The 23,316-nt window shown below is 71.7% G+C and carries 20 protein-coding genes; 11 read left to right on the top strand and 9 right to left on the bottom strand.

Annotated features, from left to right (window positions below; all coding sequences use genetic code 11):
* The first annotated feature begins 32 nt into the window (after window positions 1-32).
* From ABT299_RS28755 to ABT299_RS28765, 3 genes are all read left to right on the top strand, one after another.
* Entirely contained in the window at window positions 33-3,080 is a 3,048-nt protein-coding gene (locus tag ABT299_RS28755; protein WP_500252607.1) for a glycoside hydrolase family 38 N-terminal domain-containing protein, read from the top strand.
* Window positions 3,077-4,312: an enolase C-terminal domain-like protein gene (locus ABT299_RS28760; RefSeq protein WP_387026886.1), complete on the top strand. Its 1,236-nt coding sequence runs from the start codon at window positions 3,077-3,079 to the stop codon at window positions 4,310-4,312. Before ABT299_RS28755 ends, ABT299_RS28760 begins: the two co-directional genes overlap by 4 nt.
* A gap of 112 nt (window positions 4,313-4,424) precedes the next feature.
* Window positions 4,425-4,895 (top strand): GNAT family N-acetyltransferase, encoded by a 471-nt coding sequence (locus ABT299_RS28765; protein ID WP_190852534.1) that lies wholly within the window; start codon window positions 4,425-4,427, stop codon window positions 4,893-4,895.
* Window positions 4,896-4,949: 54 nt separating this feature from the next.
* Here ABT299_RS28765 and sodN read toward each other — a convergent pair whose 3' ends face one another.
* Window positions 4,950-5,348, bottom strand: coding sequence for a superoxide dismutase, Ni (sodN, locus tag ABT299_RS28770; RefSeq protein ID WP_246342407.1), 399 nt, complete (start codon window positions 5,346-5,348; stop codon window positions 4,950-4,952).
* 213 nt (window positions 5,349-5,561) lie between these two features.
* On the opposite strand from sodN, the gene sodX reads away from it, so the two are divergent.
* On the top strand, window positions 5,562-5,975 hold the full coding sequence (gene sodX / locus ABT299_RS28775; RefSeq protein WP_241755228.1) for a nickel-type superoxide dismutase maturation protease: 414 nt from the start codon (window positions 5,562-5,564) through the stop codon (window positions 5,973-5,975).
* A 70-nt stretch (window positions 5,976-6,045) separates the two neighbouring features.
* Here the strand turns inward: sodX and ABT299_RS28780 are convergent, their stop codons facing one another.
* On the bottom strand, window positions 6,046-7,236 hold the full coding sequence (locus ABT299_RS28780) for a malic enzyme-like NAD(P)-binding protein (RefSeq protein ID WP_190852532.1): 1,191 nt from the start codon (window positions 7,234-7,236) through the stop codon (window positions 6,046-6,048).
* Between the two features lie 355 nt (window positions 7,237-7,591).
* Between ABT299_RS28780 and ABT299_RS28785 the strand changes: the two genes are divergently transcribed.
* The 4 genes from ABT299_RS28785 to ABT299_RS28800 all read left to right on the top strand — a co-directional run bounded on the left by ABT299_RS28785 (window position 7,592) and on the right by ABT299_RS28800 (window position 11,453).
* Complete coding sequence (locus ABT299_RS28785; protein ID WP_190852531.1) at window positions 7,592-8,563, top strand: transporter substrate-binding domain-containing protein; 972 nt, start codon at window positions 7,592-7,594, stop codon at window positions 8,561-8,563.
* A 4-nt stretch (window positions 8,564-8,567) separates the two neighbouring features.
* Window positions 8,568-9,515: an amino acid ABC transporter permease gene (locus tag ABT299_RS28790; protein WP_190852528.1), complete on the top strand. Its 948-nt coding sequence runs from the start codon at window positions 8,568-8,570 to the stop codon at window positions 9,513-9,515.
* A gap of 86 nt (window positions 9,516-9,601) precedes the next feature.
* Window positions 9,602-10,354, top strand: coding sequence for an amino acid ABC transporter ATP-binding protein (locus ABT299_RS28795; RefSeq protein ID WP_151541505.1), 753 nt, complete (start codon window positions 9,602-9,604; stop codon window positions 10,352-10,354).
* A gap of 130 nt (window positions 10,355-10,484) precedes the next feature.
* Complete coding sequence (locus ABT299_RS28800; RefSeq protein ID WP_500252608.1) at window positions 10,485-11,453, top strand: zinc-binding dehydrogenase; 969 nt, start codon at window positions 10,485-10,487, stop codon at window positions 11,451-11,453.
* A gap of 72 nt (window positions 11,454-11,525) precedes the next feature.
* Here ABT299_RS28800 and ABT299_RS28805 read toward each other — a convergent pair whose 3' ends face one another.
* The 6 genes from ABT299_RS28805 to ABT299_RS28830 form a co-directional block, all read right to left on the bottom strand.
* Window positions 11,526-12,257, bottom strand: coding sequence for a PadR family transcriptional regulator (locus ABT299_RS28805; RefSeq protein ID WP_500252609.1), 732 nt, complete (start codon window positions 12,255-12,257; stop codon window positions 11,526-11,528).
* A 1-nt stretch (window position 12,258) separates the two neighbouring features.
* Entirely contained in the window at window positions 12,259-13,083 is an 825-nt protein-coding gene (locus ABT299_RS28810) for a DUF4097 family beta strand repeat-containing protein (RefSeq protein ID WP_387026892.1), read from the bottom strand.
* A 126-nt stretch (window positions 13,084-13,209) separates the two neighbouring features.
* A complete protein-coding gene (locus ABT299_RS28815) occupies window positions 13,210-13,389 on the bottom strand; it encodes a DUF6104 family protein (protein WP_190852518.1) in 180 nt (59 codons plus the stop codon).
* A gap of 94 nt (window positions 13,390-13,483) precedes the next feature.
* Complete coding sequence (locus ABT299_RS28820; protein WP_500252610.1) at window positions 13,484-17,206, bottom strand: multifunctional oxoglutarate decarboxylase/oxoglutarate dehydrogenase thiamine pyrophosphate-binding subunit/dihydrolipoyllysine-residue succinyltransferase subunit; 3,723 nt, start codon at window positions 17,204-17,206, stop codon at window positions 13,484-13,486.
* Window positions 17,207-17,409: 203 nt separating this feature from the next.
* Window positions 17,410-18,081, bottom strand: coding sequence for an AIM24 family protein (locus tag ABT299_RS28825; RefSeq protein ID WP_190852513.1), 672 nt, complete (start codon window positions 18,079-18,081; stop codon window positions 17,410-17,412).
* A gap of 106 nt (window positions 18,082-18,187) precedes the next feature.
* Entirely contained in the window at window positions 18,188-19,108 is a 921-nt protein-coding gene (locus ABT299_RS28830; protein WP_500252611.1) for a glutathione S-transferase family protein, read from the bottom strand.
* A 257-nt stretch (window positions 19,109-19,365) separates the two neighbouring features.
* Here ABT299_RS28830 and ABT299_RS28835 point away from each other — a divergent pair, with 257 nt between their 5' ends.
* A complete protein-coding gene (locus tag ABT299_RS28835; RefSeq protein ID WP_500252612.1) occupies window positions 19,366-20,064 on the top strand; it encodes a DedA family protein in 699 nt (232 codons plus the stop codon).
* A gap of 16 nt (window positions 20,065-20,080) precedes the next feature.
* Here ABT299_RS28835 and ABT299_RS28840 read toward each other — a convergent pair whose 3' ends face one another.
* Window positions 20,081-21,160 (bottom strand): NAD(P)H-dependent amine dehydrogenase family protein, encoded by a 1,080-nt coding sequence (locus ABT299_RS28840; protein WP_190852507.1) that lies wholly within the window; start codon window positions 21,158-21,160, stop codon window positions 20,081-20,083.
* Window positions 21,161-21,430: 270 nt separating this feature from the next.
* Here ABT299_RS28840 and ABT299_RS28845 point away from each other — a divergent pair, with 270 nt between their 5' ends.
* The gene (locus tag ABT299_RS28845) at window positions 21,431-22,333 is read left to right on the top strand and encodes an SDR family oxidoreductase (protein ID WP_190852504.1); all 903 of its coding nucleotides are present in this window, start codon (window positions 21,431-21,433) and stop codon (window positions 22,331-22,333) included.
* Window positions 22,334-22,337: 4 nt separating this feature from the next.
* Window positions 22,338-23,132 carry an enoyl-CoA hydratase/isomerase family protein gene (locus tag ABT299_RS28850; protein ID WP_433140250.1) on the top strand — a complete coding sequence of 265 codons (795 nt, stop codon included), beginning with the start codon at window positions 22,338-22,340 and terminating at the stop codon, window positions 23,130-23,132.
* Window positions 23,133-23,316: the final 184 nt, after the last annotated feature.

A 23,316-nucleotide genomic window follows, 5' to 3' on the forward strand; every position in this document is an offset into this window, starting at 1 on the left:
CCCACGGTCACAGTCATTCTGAGAGGACACGGATGACCAGTCGGCTCCTGACGGAGAGCCTCGGTTCCCCGGACTACGACGGAATCCGCGCCGCCCTCCGCCACGACACCTCCGCGGAGGTGCTCGCGGTCCGCGGGCTGTCGGTGCGGGCGGCGGTGCTCCCGCTGTTCAGGCGGGACGCGGCCGGCGCGCTCCGGCAGGCCGTCCGGATCGAGGCGGGCCCCGGGCTGACGCTGCGGCTCGGCGACGCCGAGGAGCGCACCGACGACGGGGGCCGGACGACCCTGCTCGTCCCGGCCGTCGACGCCCCGCGCCGCCTCACGCTGGAGGTGCGGGACGGCGCGGGCCTCGTCGGCGCCGCCCCCCTCGACGTCACCCCGCAGCGCAAGTGGAGCGTCTTCGTCGTCCACCACTCGCACCTGGACATCGGCTACACCGACACCCAGGGCACCGTGCTGCGCCACCACCTGGACTACCTGGACGCGGCGCTGCGGCTGTCCCGGGAGACCGACGGCCGGCCCGACGACGCCCGGTTCCGCTGGTCGGTGGAGTCGTCGCTGCCCGCGCTGCGCTGGCTCGCCACCCGGCCGGACGACCAGGTCGCCGAGTTCGTCGACCGGACCCGGAGCGGGAACATCGAGGTCACCGCGTTCCCCATGCAATTGCACACCGAGGCGTGCTCGACCGACGAGCTGTACCGGCAGCTCCGGTTCGTCGAAGACCTGCGGGACCGGCACGGCATCGACGTCCGCTCGGCGATGCACACCGACATCCCGGGCGCGGTCGTCGGCGTCGTCGACGCGCTCAACGCCGCGGGCGTCCGGTACCTCGCGGCGGCGCACAACTGGGCGGGACGCTCCGTCCCCTACATCACCGGCGGCGACAAGCTCGGCCGCCCGTTCCGCTGGCGGGCGCCGAGCGGCCGCGAGCTGATCGTGTGGTTCACCGACACCCCGCACGGCATGGCCTACATGGAGGGCAACACCGTCGGGCTGGTCGACGGCTACGACCTCGCCGAGGACCTGCTCCCGCGCTACCTGTCCTCCCTCGCCGAGCGGCCCTACCCGTACGGGCCGGGCACCTTCGGCTGGTACGCGGCCCCCGGCCAGGTCGGCGCCGACAAGGCCCCCGACGTCCTCGACGCCGTGCACCTGCGGGTGCAGGGCGCGCACGCCGACAACGCCGGCCCGTCGATCATGCCCGCCGACATCGCGCTGCGCTGGAACGCGACCTGGGAGTACCCGCGGCTGCGGATGGCGACGAACGCCGACTTCTTCGCGCACGTCGAGGAGCACCACCACGACCGGCTCCAGGTCCACGAGGGCGACTGGACCGACTGGTGGGCCGACGGGCTCGGCTCCGGCGCCCGCCCGCTCGGCCACGTCCGGCGCGCCCAGAACGTCCTGCGCACCGCCGAGACCCTGCACGCCCTCGCCGGCGCCGAGGCCGAGGGCCTCGACGACGCCTACGACAAGGCCGCGCTGTTCGACGAGCACACCTGGGGCGCCGCCAACCCGTGGGAGGACGCCGAGGAGGGCACCGACTCCGGCGGCCTCCAGTGGACCCGCAAGTCCGCGGTCGGCTACCAGTCCTACGACGACGCCCTCGACCTGCTGCAGGCCGGGGCGCGGCGGTTCGGCGCCGCGCTCGCACCCGCGCCGGGCGCGCTCGCCTCGTTCGCCGTCCTGAACCCCGGGTCCGCCGCCCGCACCGACGTCGTCCGCGCCTTCCTGCCGCGCGACGTGGTGCCCGTCGACGTCCCCGTGACGCTGCTCGACGCCCGCACCGGCGAACCGCTGCCGCACCACGAGGAGGAGGTCGACCCCGACGAGTGGCCGACCCGCCCCATCGGCCGCCACCTGGAGGCGGTCGTCCCGGACGTCCCCGGCATGGGACGCGTGCGGCTGGACGTCGTGCGCGGCGAGGCCCCCGCGCCCGGCCCCGTCGACCTCGGCCGCGACGGGGTGATCGAGAACGAGTACTACCGCGTCACCTACGACCTCGCCGAAGGCCACCTCTCCTCCGTCTTCGACAAGGCCGCCGGCCGCGAACTGGTCAACGCCGACGCCGCCGCCGGGTTCGGGCAGTACGTCTACGACCGGTACGCCACCGCGCCCCACTTCAACCACATGTCCGGGCACATGCTCGTCCACGACCGGACGCTCCTCGGCGACCGGGCCCTCGGCCGGCACGCCGCCGTCGTCAGGTGTGAACGCACCCCGGTGGGAGAACGCCTCATCGTGGAGCTCACCGGAAAGGGCGTCGACTGGATCCGCACGACCCTCGACCTGCACGCGGGCGTGCCGCGCCTCGACCTGCGCTTCCAGCTCGGCAAACAGCCCACCGCGACCAAGGAGGCGGTGTTCTTCGCCTTCCCCTTCGCGGCCGGCGGGCCGCCCGCCGCGTGGGAGCTGACCGGCGGCGTCGGCGGCACCGGCGTGCCCAGCGTCCCCGGATCGGCCGAGCACATGCGCCCGATCCGGCACTGGGTCGCGTTCGAGGACCCCGACCTGACCGTGGCGTGGGCGACGCTGGAGGCGCCGCTCGTCCAGTTCGGCTCCATCCACATGCCGTACGCGCCGTTCCCGCCCACCGTCGACGACGAGCCCGCGACGGTCTACTCCTGGGCGCTGAACAACATCTGGGACACCAACTTCCCGTCCCAGCAGCAGGGCGAGACCACCTTCCGGTACGCGGTCGCGTCCGCCGCCGGCGGGCTCCCGGGCCGGCGGCTCGGCGCCCTCGCCGCCGCCGGGCTCACCGACCCGTTCGTCGCGACGCTGACGACCGGCGCCGGGACCGCGCCCGCCGCGCCGGCCGAGGCGTTCGCGTCGGTCGACGACCCCGACGTGCAGGTCACCTCGATCGGGCGGAACGGCGCCGACCTGGTCGTCCGGCTCCGCTCGCTCGCCGCCGCGCCCGTGGAGACGACGCTGACCGTCCCCGGGATGCGCCGCGCGATCGTCGACTCCGGCCTCGGCCGCGACGCCGCCGAGGCGCCCGTCCGCGACGGCGCCGCGACCGTCCGCCTGCCCGCCTGCGGGATCGCCGCCGTCACGGTGAAGGGGAACACCGAATGAAGATCACCGGCATCCGGGCCACGACCGTCGCGGTCCCGCTGGAGGCGCCGCTGCTGCACAGCAACGGCGCGCACTGGGGGCGCTTCGTCCGCACGATCGTCGAGGTCGAGGCGGACAACGGCCTCGTCGGGCTCGGCGAGATGGGCGGCGGCGGGCAGAGCGCCGAGGACGCGTTCCGCGCCCTCGCGCCCTACCTGGAGGGGCACGACCCGTTCGAGCTGGAGGCCCTCCGCTTCAAGATCGCGAACCCGACGGCGAGCCTCTACAACAACCGCACCCAGATGCTCGCCGCCATCGAGTTCGCCTGCCTCGACCTGGTCGGCAAGCACCTCGGCGTCCCCGTCCACGACCTGCTCGGCGGCCGGGTCCGCGACAGCGTCCCGTTCGCGTCCTACCTCTTCTACCGCTACCCGGGCGCGGACGGCCGGACGCCGGAGGTCCGCACCCCCGAGCAGCTCGTCGCGCACGCCCGCGACCTCAAGGAGCGGCACGGCTTCGCCGTCCACAAGCTGAAGGGCGGCGTCTTCCCGCCCGGCTACGAGCTGGAGTGCTACCGGGCGCTCGCCGAGGCGTTCCCCGGCGACCGGCTGCGCTACGACCCCAACGCGGTGCTGAGCCTCGACGAGGGGCTCCGGTTCGCGAAGGCCATCGAGCACATGAACAACGACTACCTCGAAGACCCCGTCTGGGGCCTGGAGGGGCTCCGGCTCGTGCGCGAGAAGACGCCGACGCCGCTGGCCACCAACACCGTCGTCGTGAACTTCGAGCAGCTCGCCACCAACGTGCTGCACCGCGCCGTGGACGTGGTGCTCCTCGACACCACGTTCTGGGGCGGCATCCGCGCGTGCGTCAAGGCGGCCGGGATCTGCGACACCTTCCAGCTCGGGGTGTCGGTCCACTCGTCGGGGGAGCTCGGCATCCAGCTCGCCACCATGCTCCACCTCGGCGCCGTCCTGCCGAACCTCACCTACGCCGCCGACGCGCACTACCACCACCTCGCCGGCGACGTCATCGAGGGCGGCCCGTTCCGGTACGCGGACGGGCGGATCGCGGTGCCGTCCGGGCCCGGCCTCGGCGTCACGCTCGACCGCGACAAGGTCGCCGAGTACGCCGAGCTCTACCGCGAGCTCGGCGGCTACCCCTACGACCGCGACCCGGGCCGCCCCGGCTGGTACCCGCTCGTCCCGAACCAGCGGTGGGCAGACCCGGACAAGCCGCTGGTCGCCCTCTAGACCCGGACGAGCGGCTGGTCGGCCTATAGATCCGGAGGCGCCGCTGGAGGCGCCGCCGGGTGCGCTCTGGCCGGGGATGGCGCACGCGGCGGCCTGGCATAGCCTTTCCGGCATGATCCGCCCAGCCGTCCCCGACGACGTCCCCGCGATCCTCCGGCTCATCCGCGAGCTGGCGGAGTACGAGCGCGCCCTGCACGAGGTGAAGGCCACCGAGGAGCAGCTGCACGCGAGGCTCTTCGGCGACGACCCGCGCGTCCACGTGCTCATCGCCGAGCACGAGGGCCGGGTCGCGGGGTTCGCCGTGTGGTTCCTCACATTCTCGACGTGGAACGGCACGCACGGCATCCACCTGGAGGACCTGTTCGTCGACCCGGCCGTCCGCGGCCACGGCCACGGCAAGGCGCTGCTCACCGAGCTCGCCCGCATCGCCGACGAGCGGGGCTACGAGCGCGTCGAGTGGGACGTCCTCGACTGGAACGAGCCCGCTATCGGCTTCTACCGGTCGCTCGGCGCGCGCCCCCAGGACGAGTGGACCACCTACCGCCTCACCGGGGACGCCCTCACCAAGCTCGCCCGCTCCTGACGCAACGACCGAGGCCCGGCCCCCGCGGGGGCCGGGCCTCGGTGTTCAGGCTGGTCAGCCCTGCTTCGTCTCCCAGAAGATCTTGTCGATCTCCGAGATCTTGCCGAGCAGGTCGTCGGCGACCTTCGGGTCCATGCTGCCCTTGGTGCCGGAGGCGCCGGCGAGCTTGGTCGCCTCGTTGAACAGCTGGTGCAGCTGGGGGTACTTCTCGAAGTGCGGCGGCTTGAAGTAGTCGGTCCACAGCACCCACAGGTGGTGCTTGACCAGCTCGGAGCGCTGCTCCTTGATCAGGATCGCGCGGGCGCGGAACTCCGGGTCCTCGTTGGCCGCGTACTTCTCGCAGATCGCCTTGACCGACTCGGCCTCGATCCTGGCCTGCGCCGGGTCGTAGACGCCACACGGCAGGTCGCAGTGCGCGGAGACCGTGGTCTTCGGGCGCAGAAGCTTGAACACCTGCGATTCCCTTCCCTCGTTGCGGATCATGCTCAGGTCACCGACATTACCCTTGTGCCCCGGGGCCCGTCCGGCCAGGGCGCTCGGTATTTCGGCCTAGGACCCGGACCGCGGCGCGACCCGGAACCCCTTCCAGCGGTGAGATGTACCCGTGGCCGCGCGACTATGCGGCCCGCCGCGCGAAAGCGCCCGTGCACGAAGGCGAGGAGAGCGATGCGGATGCGCCACCCGGTGGCCTGGACGCTCGGCGGTGCGCTGCTGCTGGCGCTGGCCGGGACGCGCGGGCGGCTGCGGACGGTCGCCGTGGACGGCGACTCGATGCTGCCCGCGCTCGCGCCGGGGGACTGGCTGGTGGTGCTGGCGGGCGTCCGGCCCCGCCCCGGGGACGTCGTCGTCGCGAGGCACCCGGAGCGGGCGGACGTGCTGATCGTCAAGCGGGTGGCGCACCGGTCGGGGACCGGCTGGTGGCTGGAGAGCGACAACCAGCGCGCCCGCGGCCGCCGCGACAGCTGGGACTTCGGTGCCGTCCCGGACGGCCACGTCCTCGGCCGCGTCGTGGCCCGGTACTGGCCGTGGCGGCGCGCGTCCGTCCGTCCGGGGGCCGGTCGGGCCGTGGACGGGCGGTAGGAGGAGGCGCGGTCCGCGCCCCGCGGGTGGGGAGCGCGGCCCGGCGCGAGGCGCGGCGGAGCGGGGCGGATCAGATGCGGTTGACGCCCTCGGCGCGGGCCTGCGCGGCGACCGCGGCGGTGACGGCGGGCGCGACCCGGTCGTCGAACGGGTTGGGGATGATGTAGTCGGCGGTGAGGTCGTCGCCGACGATGTCCGCCAGCGCGTTCGCGGCGGCCAGCTTCATGCCCTCGGTGATGGAGTGCGCGCGGACGTCGAGCGCGCCGCGGAAGATGCCGGGGAAGGCGAGCACGTTGTTGATCTGGTTGGGGAAGTCGCTGCGGCCGGTCGCGACGACCTTGGCGTGCCGGCGCGCGACCTCCGGGTGCACCTCGGGGGTGGGGTTGGACAGCGCGAACACGATCGCGCCGTCGGACATGGTGGCGACGCACGACTCGTGGACGGTGCTCCCGGACAGGCCGATGAACACGTCGGCGCCGCGCAGCGCCTCCTCGGTGGAGCCCTTCAGGTGCGACCGGTTGGTGATCGCGGCGATCCGCTGCTTGACGGGGTTGAGGCCGTCGCGGCCCTCGTGGATGAGGCCCTTGCTGTCGGACAGCGCGATGTCGCCGATGCCGGCCTCGATGAGGATCTGCGAGACGGCGATGCCGGACGCGCCGGCGCCGGCCACGACGGCGCGCAGCTCCGACAGCGGCTTGCCGACGAAGCGGGCGGCGTTCTTCAGCGCGGCGAGCGCGACGATCGCGGTGCCGTGCTGGTCGTCGTGGAAGACGGGGATGTCGAGGGCCTCGCGGAGCCGGTCCTCGATCTCGAAGCAGCGGGGGGCGCTGATGTCCTCGAGGTTGATGCCGCCGAAGCTCGGCGCCAGCCGGATCACGGTGTCGACGATCTCGTCGACGCCGGTGCAGTTCAACGCGATCGGCACGGAGTCGACGTCGGCGAACTCCTTGAACAGCAGCGACTTGCCCTCCATGACGGGCATGGACGCGGCCGGGCCGATGTCGCCGAGGCCGAGGACGGCGGTGCCGTCGGTGACGACGGCGACGACCTTGGACGTCCAGGTGTAGTCGTAGGCGAGCTCGGGGTTGTCGGCGATGGCGGTGCAGACCCGGGCGACGCCGGGCGTGTAGGCGAGGGACAGATCGTCCTTGTTGCGGACCGGGATGGTCGACCGCATCTCGAGCTTGCCGCCGCGGTGCAGCGGGAAGGCCGGATCGTCGTCCAGTGAGAGCGGTTCGGTGGGAATGGGCTCGGCAGCCACAGCGACCCCTGTCAGTGAAAGTTGGCTTTCGGGCGATGCCGCCGCGGTGGTGTGGTCTGGTGGCCGTCACCTGGTGGACATCTCGCGACGTACGGGGGTCACCCGTTGTCCGATTGTGCCACACGGGGTCCCGCCGATCCGGGGCGCGGGGCGGTGGCGACCGTCACTGATCGTCGCGGACGGTGCGCGGATCATGGCGTAGAGTGCTGGAGCTCGAGGTGGCGACGGGGGTGCCGGGCTGCCTCGTTGTCCGATTGTGTCGCACCCTTTATCCGCATCGGCCCTGGTGTGCGCCAAAATGTGCACTTGACCTCAGGATCCGTGCGGATCCGATGCGACCTCTGGAGGGGGACCTGTGATCACTGGTTCTCTGCGCCGCCACGCCCTCGCGGCGGGCGCGCTCGTGCTGACAGGCGCCCTCGCCCTGTCGGCCTGTGGCGACGACAACGGTTCCGGTGGCGGCGCCGCCGCGCCGACCAAGTCCGTCGGGGACATCTTCTCCGGCATCACCCAGGACGCCTCGCTGAACGCCAAGCTGGCCCCGGACGTCAAGTCCGCCGGCAAGATCACCGTCGGGACCGACCCGTCGTACGCGCCCAACGAGTTCTACGACACCGACAACAAGACGCTGATCGGCATGGACCTCGACCTCGGGAAGGCGCTGGGCAAGAAGCTCGGCGTCGAGTTCGCCTTCCAGAAGGCCGGCTTCGACGCGATCATCCCGGGCATCAAGTCCGGCCAGTACCAGCTCGGCATGTCCTCCTTCACCGACAGCAAGGAGCGGGAGAAGACGGTCGACTTCGTCACCTACTTCACCGCCGGCTCCGCGCTGATGGTCAAGAAGGGCAACCCGCAGAACCTCAAGCCGGACGACCTGTCGCTGTGCGGCAAGAAGGTCGCGGTCGAGAAGGGCACCGTCCAGAACGACGAGGTGTCGTCCACGGTCGACGCGGCCAAGGGCCTCGGCACGCGGACGAAGAAGTGCAAGGACGCCGGCAAGCCCGGTCCGGTCGGCCAGCCCTACCCGGACCAGAACGGCGCGAACCTGGCGCTGAGCAGCGGCCGCGCGGACGCGGTGCTGGCGGACTCGCCCGTCATCGACTACGCGGCCAAGCAGTCCGGCGGCCAGTTCGAGGTGTCCGGCGCGACCTACGACACCGCCCCGTACGGCATCGCGGTCGGCAAGCAGCTCGGCACCACCAAGGACGCGATCCTCGGCGCGCTGAAGGCGCTGCAGGCCGACGGCACGTACAACAAGATCCTCGACAAGTGGGGCATCACCAGCGGGGCCAACACCTCGCCGCAGATCAACGGCGCCACGAGCTGACCGGATGACTGTCACGGACGAGACGTCGCGCGAGGGCCGGCCCGAGGAGATCCGGGCCGTCCCCGTGCGCCACTGGGGACGCTGGGTCGCCGCGGTGATCATCGCGTACATCGCGGTGTGGGCGGTCTACAGCGTCGTCAACAACCCCAACTTCGGCTGGGACGTCATCGGCCAGAACTTCACCATCACCGCGGTGATGACCGGCATCGGCAAGACGCTGGAGCTGACCGCCATCGCGATGGTGATGGGCGTGGTCGGCGGCGTGCTGCTGGCGATCATGCGGCTGTCCCCGAACCCGCTGATCTCCGGGTCCGCCTGGCTGTACATCTGGGCGTTCCGCGGCACCCCCGTGCTGGTGCAGATCCTGCTGTGGGCGTTCATCAAGGCCCTCGTGCCGCAGCTGTCCATCGGCATCCCGTTCGGCCCGACGTTCGCGCACTTCGACGCGAACTCGCTGATCACCCCGTTCGTCGCGGGCTGCCTCGGGCTGGGGCTGAACGAGGCGGCGTACATGTCGGAGATCGTGCGGGCCGGGATCCTGTCGGTCGACCAGGGCCAGGCGGAGGCGGCGAGCGCGCTCGGCATGAGCCGCGCCAAGACGATGCGGCGGATCGTGCTGCCGCAGGCGATGCGGGTGATCATCCCGCCGACCGGCAACGAGACGATCTCGATGCTGAAGACGTCCTCGCTGGTGTCGGTGATCGCGGTGCCCGAGCTGCTGTACTCGGTGCAGATCATCTACGGCCGGACGTACCAGACGATCCCGCTGCTGCTCCTGGCCAGCATCTGGTACCTGATCATGACGTCGATCCTCACGGTCGGGCAGTTCTACCTGGAGCGCTACTTCGGGCGCGGCACCGCGCAGCGGCAGACGATGCTGGAGCGGATGTGGGCGGGGATGCGCAACTCCCGGCGCGCCTACCGGGAAACGGTGGAGGGGAGGGAACGATGAGCGGACCGAGCCTGGACAAGTCCGGCGCGGAGCCCGCGGACGACGTGCCCCCGGGCGCCGTGCCCACCGCCTCGTCCGGCGGGCCGATGGTGCGGTCCGAGGGCGTCTGCAAGTCCTTCGGCCGGCTGGACGTGCTCAAGGGCATCGACCTGGAGGTCATGCCGGGCGAGGTGATGTGCGTCATCGGCCCGTCCGGGTCCGGCAAGTCGACGTTCCTGCGCTGCATCAACCACCTGGAGAAGATCAACGCCGGGCGGCTGTGGGTGAACGGGCACCTGGTCGGCTACCGGGAGCGCGGCGGCAAGCTGCACGAGCTGCGCGAGAGCGAGGTCGCCGCGCAGCGCCGCGACATCGGCATGGTGTTCCAGCGCTTCAACCTGTTCCCGCACATGACGGCGCTGGAGAACGTCATGGAGGCGCCGGTCCAGGTCCGGCGGATCCCCCGGGCGAAGGCGCGGGAGGCGGCCGTCGCGCTGCTGGAGCGGGTCGGGCTCGCCGACAAGGCGCGCAGCTACCCCTCGCAGCTGTCCGGCGGGCAGCAGCAGCGCGTCGCGATCGCGCGGGCGCTGGCGATGGAACCGGCGCTGATGCTGTTCGACGAGCCGACCTCGGCGCTCGACCCGGAGCTGGTCGGCGAGGTGCTGGAGGTCATGAAGCAGCTCGCGGTGGACGGCATGACGATGATCGTCGTCACCCACGAGATGGGCTTCGCCCGCGAGGTCGGCGACTCGCTCGTCTTCATGGACGGCGGCGTCGTCGTGGAGAAGGGCACGCCCCGCGAGGTGCTCGCGAACCCGCGGCACCAGCGCACGCAGGACTTCCTGTCCAAGGTGCTCTGACTCCGCGCCCGGGGCGGTGGCCCCGGCGCTCCGGGGTCCGCCCCGGAGTCCGCGGAACGCGTTCCGGACGGCCCGTCCCCCGGTGGGGGCGGGTCGTCCGGCGTCCCGGCCGGGCGGTTAGTGTGCGTTCATGTTCGCTGTCACGGCCACACAGATCGACGCAGACAATCCGCTGAACGGGCTGACGCTGGGCGAGCGGCCCGATCCCGAGGTGCCGGACGGCTGGACGACCGTCACGGTGAAGGCCACCGCGCTCAACCACCACGACCTGTGGTCGCTGCGCGGCGTCGGGCTCCCCGCCGACCGGCTCCCGATGATCCTCGGCTGCGACGCCGCCGGCGTCGACGAGGACGGCAACGAGGTCATCGTGCACTCGGTGATCGGCGACCCGGAGCGCGGCGGCGGCGACGAGACCCTCGACCCGAAGCGGTCGCTGCTGTCGGAGCTGCACCAGGGGACGCTCGCCGGGAAGGTCGCGGTGCCGCGCCGCAACCTCGTCCGCAAGCCGGCGGAGCTGTCGTTCGAGGAGGCCGCGTGCCTGCCGACGGCGTGGCTGACCGCCTACCGGATGCTGTTCGACAAGGCGGGGCTCCAGCCCGGCGCGACGGTGCTGGTGCAGGGCGCGGGCGGCGGCGTCGCGACCGCCGCGATCGCGCTGGCGTCGGCGGCCGGGTTCCGGGTGTTCGCGACGAGCCGCAGCGAGGCCAAGCGCAAGCGCGCCCTGGAGCTCGGCGCGGACGTCGCCGTGGAGTCCGGCGCGCGGCTGCCGGAGCGGGTCGACTCGGTCATCGAGACCGTCGGCCAGGCGACGTGGTCGCACTCGCTGAAGTCGCTGCGGCCGGGCGGCCGGATCGTGGTGTCCGGCGCCACCAGCGGCCAGGTGCCCCCGGCGGAGCTGAACCGGGTGTTCTTCCTGCAGCTCCAGGTCGTCGGCTCCACGATGGGCACCCGGGAGCAGCTCGAACGGCTCGCGCGGTTCCTGGTGAAGACCGGCACCCGACCGCTGATCGACCGGACGCTGCCGCTGTCGCGGGCGCGCGACGGCTTCGCCGCGATGGAGGAGGGCGACCTCTTCGGCAAGATCGTCTTCACCCCGTGACCGCCGCGGCGGGCCGTCGTCACGCGGCGTCCCTGACGGCGGCCCGCCGCGCCTCGGCGGCGGAGGGGACGGTCAGTCGCGGTCTCGGTCTCGGTCGAGGATCTCGGTGCGCAGGCGGTCGCGGGTCTCGTCCAGCAGGGTCTGGACGGCGGCCAGGTCGTCGTCGCTGAGGCGGGACCGCTTCGCGGCCTTCCGGACGTCCTCGACGAACCGGCGCAGCAGGCGCTCCAGCTTCAGGCGGGCGATGTCCTCGCGGCTGCCGGTCGCCGTCTTCCAGGCGTCCTCCCAGTTCTGCCGCCACTCCTCCTTCCACGCCTGCTTCTGCTCGCGCCAGAAGTCCTTCTGCCGCCGCCACTCGTCCTTCTGCCGGTCGGTGGTCTCCTTCCACGCCTCCTTGGACGTGGTCTTCCCCTGGTCGCGCATCGTCCGCGCGGCCTGCGTCAGCTCCTCGCGCAGCGACCTGACGGTCTGCCGGACGTCCTGCTGCACACCGCGCGCGAACTCCTGCGCGGACGCGGTGATCTCCTCCTCCAGCTCGGCCAGCTCGTCCATCCGGCGCTCCAGCTCCTCGCGGCCCTTGTCGGTCAGCGAGTACACCTTCTTGCCCTTGACGACCTCGTGGGTGACCAGGCCCTCGGCCTCCAGCCGGGCCAGCCGCGGATAGATCGTCCCGGGGGAGGGCGAGTACACCCCGAGGAACCGGTCCTGCAGGATCCGGATCACCTCGTAGCCGTGCCGCGGGCTCTCCTCCAGCAGCTTCAGCAGGTACAGGCGGAGCCGGCCGTGGCCGAAAACGGGGCTCAACTCACTTCTCCATTCGCGGGGTGCTGATCTCCGGGGCCGCGTCGTCGCGGCCGAGGAGGGTGATCGAGCCGGACACCGAGTTGACCGACAGCCGGCCCGACCCGTCGCCGATCTTGCCGGAGACGGTGGTGGCGACGGCCCGGTCGGTGCGGCCGAGCTCGGGGAAGGACGTCTCGATCCGGCCGGCCGCCGCGTTCAGCGTCACCCGCGCCCCGGCGGACTCGGGGATCCGCAGCGCGACCTCGCCGGAGACCGTGTTGACCTCCACCCGCCCGTCGCCGACCAGGTCGACGTCGGCGGCGATGCGGCCGCTGACGGTGCGGGCGGTGAGCTGCTCGACCGCGCCGCCGGCCAGCGCCAGGTCGCCGGAGACGGAGGTGAACGACACCGTGCCGTCCAGGCCCTGCGCCTCGATGTCGCCGGACACCGTGTTGGCGTCGACCGCGCCGGTCACCCCGTCCAGCGTGATGCCGCCGGACGCGCACTTGATGGACGTGCGGGCGGTCAGCCCCGTGATCACCGCGTCGGCGGACACCAGGTTGACGGTGACGGGGCAGTCGTGCGGGACGGTCACCGTGATCGCGGCGCGGGCGTTGCGGGTGCGCAGCCAGCTGAGCACGCCCTCCAGGAGCCGGTCGTGCGCGATGGTCAGCATCCCGGCCTCGTGCGCGATCACCAGCGGCGGCCCCTCGACCTCGCTGATCATGACGGACGGGCGCTCGTCGGAGGCGAGCACGGAGACGGTGCCGGCGATCAGCGTCGTGCGCAGCGTGACCACGCCGTCGAAGTCGAGCGTGGTCGGTTCGTCGATCGTCCAGCGCGGCATCGCCTCATGCCCTTCGTCCGAGGGTTTCCTTCGAGTAACACGATATGTCGCGTCACTCAAAAGTCAAGATGTATCGCGAACCCCGGCGCTCCGCCCCCGCCGCACCCGGCGCGCGTCAGCGCGGCGTCAGTCCTCGTCCTCGTCGTCGAGGCGGGCCAGCCAGGTGGCGAGGCGTTCCACCGGCGTCTCGAACTCGGGGTTCAGGTCGACGAACTCGCGGAGCCGCTCGGCCAGCCACGTCAGGCTGACCTCCTCCGCCCCGCGGCGCTCGGCGAGCTCCTCGATGCCCCGATCGGTGAAGTACATGTGATGGGTTCCCTCTAACGCAGTCGCTCCGCGTCCCACCGCCACGGCGGCGGGACGCGGAGCGACACGGCCTGCCCGTCAGCTCACCAGAGCGTCAGAACAGCCTGGACAGCAGCGCCTCCTGCTCGGCCTGGTGCAGCTTGGCCGAGCCGACGGCGGGCGAGGACGACGCCGGGCGCGACACCCGCGACATCTTCAGCCCCTCGATGTGGTGCGGCAGCTTCAGCGCCATGAACGGCCAGGCGCCCATGTTCGCCGGCTCGTCCTGGACGAAGACCACCTCGACGCCGGCCGGGTACTTGGCCAGCTCCGCCCTGATCTCGTCGACCGGCGGCGGGTACAGCCGCTCGACCCGCACGATCGCGGTGTCGTTGGCGCCCGCGGCGTCGCGCGCCTTCGCCACGTCGTAGTAGATCTTGCCGGTGGTGAGCAGCACCCGCTTCACGCCCGCCGGGTCGATGGCCGGGTCGGCCTCCGGGATGACCGGCTGGAACGCGCCGTCGGTGATCTGCTCGACCGGCGACGTCGCCGCCTTCAGCCGCAGCAGCGACTTCGGCGTGAACACCACGAGCGGCTTGCCCCGGCCGGACAGCACCTGCCAGCGCAGCAGGTGGAAGTAGTTCGCCGGCGTCGTCGGGTAGGCGACCGTCATGTTGTCCTGCGCGCACAGCTGCAGGTACCGCTCGATCCGCGCGGACGAGTGGTCGGGGCCCTGCCCCTCGTAGCCGTGCGGCAGCAGCAGCACCAGGCTGGAGCGCTGGCCCCACTTCTGCTCGCCGGACGAGATGTACTCGTCCACCACCGACTGGGCGCCGTTGGCGAAGTCGCCGAACTGCGCCTCCCACGCGACCAGCGCGTCCGGGCGGGTCATCGAGTAGCCGTACTCGAAGCCCATCGCCGCGTACTCGCTGAGTAGCGAGTCGTGCACGTAGAACTTCGACACGCCCTGCCCGAACTGCTTGAGCGGGGTGTACTCCTCGCCGGTCTTGCGGTCGACGAGCACCGCGTGCCGCTGCCCGAACGTGCCGCGCCGGGTGTCCTGCCCGACGAGCCGGACCGGGTGGCCGTCCATCAGCAGCGAGCCCATCGCCAGCAGCTCGCCGGTCGCCCAGTCGATCGCGTCGTCCTCGATCATCTGCGCGCGGCGCTGCAGGATCGGCTGCAGCCGCGGGTGCGGGGTGAACCCCTCCGGCAGGCTGACCTGCGTCTCGATGATCCGCTTGACGGTCTCCTGCGGGATCGCCGTGCCGGCCCCGCCGTGGTCGATCGGGATGCGCTCCTCGACGTCCGGCTTGACGACCGAGCCCGGCTCCAGGGGCTTCTTCACGGCCTCGCGGGTCTCGGTGAACGCCCGCTCCAGCTGCTCCTGGTAGTCGCGCAGCGCCTGCTCGGCCTCCTCGACGGTGATGTCGCCGCGGCCGATCAGCGCTTCGGTGTACAGCTTGCGCACCGAGCGCTTGGCGTCGATCAGGTCGTACATCAGCGGCTGGGTGAACGAGGGGTTCTCGCCCTCGTTGTGGCCCCGGCGCCGGTAGCAGACCATGTCGATGACGACGTCCTTCTTGAACGTCTGCCGGTACTCGAACGCCAGCCGTGCCACCCGCGCGCACGCCTCCGGGTCGTCGCCGTTGACGTGGAAGATCGGCGCCTGGATCATCCGGGCCACGTCGGTGGCGTACACGCTGGACCGCGAGTACTCCGGCGCGGTGGTGAAGCCGACCTGGTTGTTGATGATCACGTGCACGGTGCCGCCGGTGCGGTAGCCGCGCAGCTGCGACAGGTTCAGCGTCTCGGCCACCACGCCCTGCCCGGCGAACGCGGCGTCGCCGTGGATCAGGATCGGCAGCACCGTGAACCCGGCCTCGCCGACGTCGAGGAGGTCCTGCTTGGCGCGGACGACGCCCTCCAGCACCGGGTCGACCGTCTCCAGGTGGGACGGGTTCGCGACCAGCTCGGTGTGGATCTTCGAGCCGTCGTCGGCGACGAAGTCGCCGGACGCGCCCAGGTGGTACTTCACGTCGCCGGAGCCCTGCGCGCTGCGCGGGTCGAGGTTGCCCTCGAACTCGCCGAAGATCTGCCCGTAGGACTTGCCGACGATGTTGGCGAGCACGTTCAGCCGGCCGCGGTGCGCCATCCCGATGACGACCTCGTCCAGGCTGGCCTTCGCCGCCGCGGAGATCACCGAGTCCAGCAGCGGGATGACGGACTCGCCGCCCTCCAGCGAGAACCGCTTCTGCCCGACGAACTTGGTCTGCAGGAACGTCTCGAACGCCTCGGCGCTGTTCAGCCGGCGCAGGACGTGCAGCTGCTCCTCGCGGGACGGCTTGTCGTGCGGGACCTCGACGCGCTCCTGGATCCAGGCGCGCTCCTCCGGGTCCTGGATGTGCATGTACTCGATGCCGACCGTCCGGCAGTACGCCATCCGCAGCACGCCGAGGATGTCGCGCAGCTTCATGGTCGGCTTGCCGCCGAACCCGCCGGTCGCGAACTCGCGCTCCAGGTCCCACAGGGTGAGGCCGTGCTTGAGGATGTCGAGGTCGGGGTGGCGGCGCTGCTTGTACTCCAGCGGGTCGGTGTCGGCCATCAGGTGGCCGCGGACCCGGTAGGCGTGGATCAGCTCGTGCACCCGGGCGATCTTGGCGACGTCGTCCTCGTGGCCGGCGGAGATGTCCTTGACCCAGCGCACCGGCTCGTACGGGATGCGCAGCGCCTCGAAGATCTCGTCGTAGAAGCCGTCCTCGCCGAGCAGCAGCTCGTGGATGCGGCGCAGGAAGTCGCCGGACTGGGCGCCCTGGATGATCCGGTGGTCGTAGGTGGAGGTCAGCGTCATCACCTTGCTGATCCCCATCCGGGCCAGCGTGTCGGTGGACGCCCCCGCGAACTCGGCCGGGTACTCCATGGCGCCGACGCCGATGATCGTGCCCTGGCCGGGCATCAGCCGCGGCACCGAGTGCACCGTTCCGATCGTGCCCGGGTTCGTCAGGCTGATCGTGGTGCCCTGGTAGTCCTCAATGGTCAGCTTGTTGCCGCGCGCCTTGCGGACGATCTCCTCGTAGGCGGCCCAGAACTGGCGGAAGTCCAGCGTCTCGGCGGCCTTGATGCTCGGCACGACCAGCTGCCGGGAGCCGTCCGGCTTCTGCAGGTCGATCGCCAGCCCGAAGTTGACGTGCTCGGGCCGGACCAGCACCGGCTTGCCGTCCACCTCGGTGTACGCGGCGTTCATCTCCGGCATCGCCGCGAGCGCCTTGACGATCGCGTAGCCGATCAGGTGCGTGAAGGAGACCTTCCCGCCGCGGCCGCGCTTGAGGTGGTTGTTGATGACGATGCGGTTGTCGATCAGCAGCTTGGCCGGGACGGCGCGCACGCTGGTCGCGGTCGGCACCGCGAGGCTGGCCTCCATGTTGGTGGCCGTCCGGGCGGCGACGCCGCGCAGCCGGACCTCCTCGGCGCCCGCCGGCACCGGCGGCGGCGCCGGCTTGTCCGCCTTCGGCGCCGGCTTGGCGGCCTTGTCGGCCGGCTTGGCGGGGGCCTTAGGCGGCGACACCGGAGGCTGCGGTGTCGGCGGGGCGGCCGCGGTGCCGTTGGCGGCCGCGCCGGCCGCCGTTCCGGTGCTCGTCTGGGGTGCGCCGGGGGACGCGGGGGTCACGGACCCGGGCCGGGTGCCCGGCTGGTAGTCCGCGAAGAAGTTCCACCAGGCTTCGTCAACCGAGTTGGGGTCTTCGAGGTACTTCTGGTACAGCTCGTCGACCAGCCACTCGTTGGCACCGAAATCTGTGATCTTTGGGTCGGCACTAGTTTGCGACGACTCTGTCGACACGGCGGAGATCGCCCTCTTCCGCAGCTCGCAGGTGAGATAAGAGACCTATCAAGGCTACTCGCACTTGACCTCTTCCCATGCCAGCGCGTTGCGATTGCACCCCATTCCCCCACGGCCACAGGGATCTTGCCGAAGCCGAGGCCGCGCCTCCGACAAGATCCGCCGTCCGAAAGGTGACGGAGGTCACCCGCCGCCGGCCCGGCTCAGTGGGTGTGCGGCGGGACGGTGGGGCCCTCGCTGGCCTGGACGAGGACGAAGCCCTGGCCCTGGTAGGCCAGCTGCATGGCCTCGCCGCTGCCGCGGCCGATGAGCGCGGCGGCCTTGAAGGTGCGGTTGACGCCGACCTGGAGGCTGGTGCTCCACGCCACCGCGGACTGGCCGTCGGCGAACGTCGGGGCGCGGCCGCAGTCGAGCATGACCGGGGTGCCGTGCGTGGTGAGCGCGACGAAGCCGGTGCCCTGGAGGGTGGTGTTGAACAGGCCGCCCGCGGCGATGCCGGCGCCCTGGACGCGCTGGATGTCGGACTGCAGGTGCGAGTCGTAGGCCAGGATGTTGGCGCCGTTGACGGTCAGGCCCTCGTTCTCCAGGTAGAAGAGGTGGATGTCGGCGGCGTCGTGCGCGACGAAGAGCAGGCCCTGGCCGCGGACGCGCATCAGCGGGACGCCCTCGCCGGTGACGGCCTTCTTGATGAACTTGCCGATGCCTCCGGCGCCCTCGTAGTCGAACTCCATCTGGCCCTGGAAGGCGACCATGGAGCCCTGCCGGGCGAGGACGTCACCGTTGAGGTGGACGCGGAGCATCTTGGAGTTCTGGAGGGCGAAGTGGCCGGGGAGCTGCTGCCCCTGGTCCATGTTTCCGAAGAACTGGCTGCGCATTGTCGGGGGTACTGCCTCTCACATCGTGATCGTTCCGGAGATCCGCCAGCATAACGACGGGATCCGACCGGTACGACGTGAAGCGAGCGGCGTTCGGTTCCCGGTGTCAGCCCCCGGTGCGCGCGTCGCGGCCGTGCGGGGCCGTCCAGTCGACGAGCGGGCCCTTCGGGACGACCCCGGACGGGTTGATGTTGCGCTGCGTCACGTAGTAGTGCCGCTTGATGTGGTCGAAGTTCGTCGTCCCGCCGAACGCGGGGATCGAGTAAAGGTCGCGGGCGTAGGCCCACAGGTGGGGATGGTCGACGAGGCGGCGCTGGTTGCACTTGAAGTGCGAGTAGTAGACGGCGTCGAAGCGGGCGAGCGTCGGGTAGAGGCGGACGTCGGCCTCGGTGATCCGGTCGCCGAACAGGTAGCGGCGGTCCGCGAGCCGTTCTTCGAGCCGGTCGAAGGTGGCGAAGAGGGCGTCGAACGCGTCCTCGTAGGCGTCCTGCGCGGTGGCGAAACCGGCCTTGTAGACGCCGTTGTTGACCGTGTTGTAGACGAGGTCGTTCAGCTCGTCGATCTCCGGGCGCAGCTCCTCCGGGTACAGGTCGGGGGCGCCGGGGGCGTGGAGCGCGGTGAACTCCGTCTCCAGCATCGTGGTGATGTTGGGGAAGTCGTTGGTGACCAGCCGTTCCGTGACGGTGTCCCAGATGCACGGGACGGTGTAGCGGCCCTCGAAGGACGGGTCGCTCGCCAGGTACAGCTCGGACAGGAACACGGCGCCGGTGACGGGGTCGCGGTCGGGGAACCGCCAGCCCCGCTCGTCCCTGATCGGGTCGACGACGGCCACGGGCAGCGCGTCCTCCAGGCCCAGCAGCCGCCGGACGATCAGCGAGCGGTGCGCCCATGGGCAGGCGTAGGAGACGAACAGCCGGTAGCGGCCCGGCTCCACGGGGTATCCGCTCGAACCGTCCGCGGTGATCCGCTCCGTGAACCGGTTCGGCTGCCGGACGAAGCGGCCCCGCTCGACTTCCTGTGCGGTCATGTCCGGTTCCTTCCGAAAGTCAACCGTGCGGTGCGACCGTCCGGGGGAGGCGGGCGGGACCCTGGGAGGAGGCGGCCGCCGGCCGGCACGCCTTCCCGGCCACCGGCAAGTCGTCCTTCCGGGGGATCCTGGACCACCGGCCCCGCGCATACGATAACCGTCGGCGGCCCGCGCCAAACGGGCTCGCACGATCGCATGGCACGCAGCAGGGGCCGGCAGCCGGAGGCGGTCCCGGACGGACGAGATGGCGGGGGACCATGCTCGAGACTTTCAACACCCTGGTGGACGGCCTGCCGCCCGGCCTGGTCTACGGGCTGATCGCCGCGCTGGTGTTCGCGGAGGCGGCGCTGTTCGTCGGGTTCGTGTTCCCCGGCGAGACGGCGGTGGTGGTCGGCGGCGTGCTGGCCAGCCAGGGCACGCTCTCGCTGCCACTCCTGCTGGTCATCGGGGTCGTCGCGGCCGTCGCCGGCGACTCGGTCGGCTACGAGATCGGCAAGAAGTACGGGCCGCGGCTGCTGGACATCCGCGCGGTGTCCAAGCACCGCGCGAAGGTGGAGGGCGCGCAGGACCTGATCCGGCGGCGCGGCGCCGTCGCGGTGTTCATCGGCCGGTTCACCGCGCTGCTGCGGGCGCTGATGCCCGCCCTGGCGGGCAGCTCCCGGCTGCCGTATCCGAAGTTCCTGCTGTTCAACTTCCTCGGCGGCCTGACCTGGGTCGTCACGTTCACGCTCGGCGGCTACTTCGCGGGCGAGGCGTTCGACCGCGCGGCGCAGTGGGCCGGGCGCGGCCTCGCGATCGGGCTCGCGGTGATCGCGGTCGCCGCGATCGTGGTGTGGAGCGTCCGCAAGCACCGCCGGGAGGCCCAGGAGGAGGCCGAGGTCGAGGCCGATGACCAGGCCGAGGCGGGGTCCGGCGACGGCGGCGCGGAGTCCCGCGTCGAGCAGACCCTCCCCTAGCCGTCCCGCCCCCGGGTCACAGGCCGTCCGGAACGGCGGCCTCCATCCGCCCGGTGACCGGCGGAAGGTCCAGGTAGGTGCGGATGCCGGGCTCGGCCGCGCACACGACGGGGATCGAGTTCAGCGCGTGCGCCGCGGCGGCGGAGATCTCGTCGGACACCCACTCGTCGTCGGTGGTCAGCGTGATCGACGGGCGGCCGTGCACCCGCACCGAGTGGCCGGGGTCGCCCCAGTCGGGGATCCGCGCGGCGTCCGCCTTGTGGATCACCTCGACGCTGATCACCGGCCGCCCGCCGGCCAGCCCGCTGAACGTCCAGCGCGCCGCGGCGACCGTGCCGCGCGGGATCAGGCCCGCGGTGATCTCCAGGTCGGTGCCGGCGAGCCGGTAGTCCACGTCCACGTCGATCTCGTCGAGGTCGACGCCGAGCCCGGCGGCGACGAGGTGCAGGCTCTCGGTGTACAGCGACCGCATCGCGGTGCGGGTGGGGCGCAGCGAGCGCAGGAACGCCTCCTCGTCGCGGCCGAACCCGACCATGTGGTGCACCATCCGCCAGGACGGGTGCCGCGCGAAGTCGGAGCACTCGCGGGAGTAGACGTGGGTGATCCGGCGCGACAGCCGGGATAACACCAGCGGCATCACGTCCGCCATGAACCCGGTGTTGAAGCCGGTCCCGTGCACCGACGAGCAGCCCCGCTTGCACGCCTGCTCCAGCTCGTTGACCAGGGAGGGGCCGTGCGCCTGCGGGTAGACCAGGCCGTTCATCGAGATCACGTTCTTGCCGGAGGCCAGCAGCGCGCAGACGGTGTCGAGGTCGGCGAGCGGGTCGCCGGTGCGCCCCGGCGCGTAGACGACGCAGTCGGCGTCCAGGGCGAGGATGGCGGCGGCGTCGCGGGTGGCGGTGACGCCGGTGGGGGCGCGGCCGCTGAGCAGGCCCGCGTCGGCGCCGTCCTTGGCGGGCGAGTGCACCCAGACGCCGGCGAGCTCCAGGCCCGGCCGGTCGAGGACGCCGCGGATCACCGCGCGGCCGAGCGCGCCGGTCGCCCACTGCACGACGCGGTACGGGCGGGGGGCGCTGGACGCGTCGGCAGGGCTCATCGAGACGGGACCTCCGAAGTCGAGGCGGCACCTGTGCGGACCGGGCCGGGTTGCGCGGGTGGGTGTGGACACTACGCCGTACGTCCCGGGGAATGCGGCATTTGCCGCAAGTTTCACTGAAGTCCCACGAAGCACGGTGCTTGCCCGCGCGGCGCGCCGGGGAGGCATCGGAGGGGGCCGCGGCCGAGCGGGATTCGGTTCAGTGGTACCACTGGGTAACCCCCGGATGATTACCTGGGGGCGTAGTCGGTGCGATGTGAGGAGACAGAGATGTCGGAACTGCGCTACGACGGCCGTGTCGCGGTCGTGACCGGGGCGGGCCACGGCCTCGGCCGCCAGCACGCGCTGGAGCTCGCCGCGCGCGGTGCGAAGGTCGTCGTCAACGACCTCGGCGGCGACCGCTCCGGTGTCGGCGCCTCCGCCGGCCCCGCCCAGGAGGTCGTGGACGAGATCAAGAAGAACGGCGGCGAGGCCGTCGCCAACCCCGACAACGTCGCGACCCCCGAGGGCGCGCAGGCGATCGTGCAGACCGCGCTCGACGCGTTCGGCAAGGTCGACATCGTGGTCAACAACGCCGGCATCCTCCGCGACCGGTCGTTCAAGAACATGACCGTCGAGGAGTTCGACGCCGTCATCGCCGTGCACCTGCGCGGCTCGTTCCTGGTCTCCAGCGCCGCCTGGCCGCACCTGCGCGAGAACGGCTACGGCCGCATCGTCAACACCTCGTCGCCCGCCGGCCTGTTCGGCAACTTCGGCCAGGCCAACTACGCCACCGCGAAGATGGGCCTGGTCGGCTTCACCAAGACCCTCGCGCAGGAGGGCGCCAAGTACGACATCAAGGCCAACGCCATCGCGCCGGTCGCCTGGACCCGGATGACCGAGGACCTGCTGCCCGCCGACTTCGCCGACAAGCTCGGCGTCGACCAGGTCACCCCCCTCGTCGCGTTCCTGGTCCACGAGTCCAACCAGGACACCGGCGAGGTCTACACCGTCGGCGGCGGCCGGATCGCCAAGATCTTCGTCGCGGAGGGCCCCGGCTACGGCCAGAAGGAGACCCTCTCCGTCGAGGCCGTCCGCGACAACTGGGCCGCGATCAACGCGAGCGAGCCGCTCGCGGTGTTCAAGAACCCGATGGAGCAGATGGGGCCGCTCATCCAGCAGCTGACCTCCTGAGCCCTTGGACGGGATCAGGCTCGACCGGCGGGACGGGGTGCTCACCATCGCCCTGTCCCGCCCGGAGCGGCTGAACGCCGTCGACGGCGCGCTGACCGAGCGGATGCTGGACGTCCTCAACGAGCTGCCGCGCGACCCGTCCACCCGGGTCGTGGTGCTCACCGGGGACGGCCGCGGCTTCTGCTCCGGCATGGACATCCAGGGCGATCCGGGCCAGGAGGCCGAGGAGGGCCGCGCGCAGCGGCTCTACCGCGGCATCGCCCGCGGCGGCGAGGTCACCGCGCGGCTGCGGGAGATCCCGCAGCCGGTGATCGCGGCGCTGCACGGCCCGGTCGCGGGCATGGGCGTCTCCTGGGCGCTGGCCTGCGACCTGCGGGTCGCCGACCCGACCACCCGGTTCGTCGTCCCGTTCGTGAACCTCGGCCTGTCGGCGGGGGACTGCGGGCTGTCCTGGCTGCTGCCGCGCCTCGTCGGCCCGGCGAAGGCCGCGGAGATCGCCTACCGGGCGCAGCGCCTCGACGCGGCCCGCGCGGAGGCGCTCGGGCTCGTCACCGAGGTCTGCGCGGAGGGCGGCGACCTCGACGCCGCGCAGGCGCTCGCCGACGAGCTGCTCGCCACGTCCCCGTACGGGCTGAGCCGCACGAAGGAACTGCTCAACATGTCCCTGGACGTCCCCGGCCTGCGCCGGCAGATCGCGGCGGAGACCGGCGTCCAGGCCCTCGCCTTCTTCACCGAGGACCTGGCCGAGGGCATGACCGCCACCATGCAGAAACGCCCCCCGCGGTTCAAGAACCGCTGAGGGGCGATGACGCGTCCGGGCCGGAGCCTTCCCAGGCTCCGGCCCGAACCGTTCACTCCATGCTCAGGCCGTCTCATCCCTGCGGCCCGGCGACGCGAACCCCAGCCCCGGTCGTCTTGAACCCCAGCCCCCGCCACGGGCAGGCACGCGGAGCGAGTGCAGCGAGCGCAGCGGGCATGCCCGA

Source organism: Spirillospora sp. NPDC000708, from assembly GCF_040299565.1.
GTDB lineage: Bacteria > Actinomycetota > Actinomycetes > Streptosporangiales > Streptosporangiaceae > Spirillospora.

Coding starts and splice junctions, on each gene's coding strand:
- ABT299_RS28755 (WP_500252607.1), top strand. CDS start 33: ATGACCAGTCGGCTCCTGACGGAGAGCCTCGGTTCCCCGGACTACGAC.
- ABT299_RS28760 (WP_387026886.1), top strand. CDS start 3,077: ATGAAGATCACCGGCATCCGGGCCACGACCGTCGCGGTCCCGCTGGAG.
- ABT299_RS28765 (WP_190852534.1), top strand. CDS start 4,425: ATGATCCGCCCAGCCGTCCCCGACGACGTCCCCGCGATCCTCCGGCTC.
- sodX (WP_241755228.1), top strand. CDS start 5,562: ATGCGGATGCGCCACCCGGTGGCCTGGACGCTCGGCGGTGCGCTGCTG.
- ABT299_RS28790 (WP_190852528.1), top strand. CDS start 8,568: ATGACTGTCACGGACGAGACGTCGCGCGAGGGCCGGCCCGAGGAGATC.
- ABT299_RS28795 (WP_151541505.1), top strand. CDS start 9,602: ATGGTGCGGTCCGAGGGCGTCTGCAAGTCCTTCGGCCGGCTGGACGTG.
- ABT299_RS28800 (WP_500252608.1), top strand. CDS start 10,485: ATGTTCGCTGTCACGGCCACACAGATCGACGCAGACAATCCGCTGAAC.
- ABT299_RS28810 (WP_387026892.1), bottom strand. CDS start 13,083: ATGCCGCGCTGGACGATCGACGAACCGACCACGCTCGACTTCGACGGC.
- ABT299_RS28815 (WP_190852518.1), bottom strand. CDS start 13,389: ATGTACTTCACCGATCGGGGCATCGAGGAGCTCGCCGAGCGCCGCGGG.
- ABT299_RS28825 (WP_190852513.1), bottom strand. CDS start 18,081: ATGCGCAGCCAGTTCTTCGGAAACATGGACCAGGGGCAGCAGCTCCCC.
- ABT299_RS28830 (WP_500252611.1), bottom strand. CDS start 19,108: ATGACCGCACAGGAAGTCGAGCGGGGCCGCTTCGTCCGGCAGCCGAAC.
- ABT299_RS28835 (WP_500252612.1), top strand. CDS start 19,366: ATGCTCGAGACTTTCAACACCCTGGTGGACGGCCTGCCGCCCGGCCTG.
- ABT299_RS28840 (WP_190852507.1), bottom strand. CDS start 21,160: ATGAGCCCTGCCGACGCGTCCAGCGCCCCCCGCCCGTACCGCGTCGTG.
- ABT299_RS28845 (WP_190852504.1), top strand. CDS start 21,431: ATGTCGGAACTGCGCTACGACGGCCGTGTCGCGGTCGTGACCGGGGCG.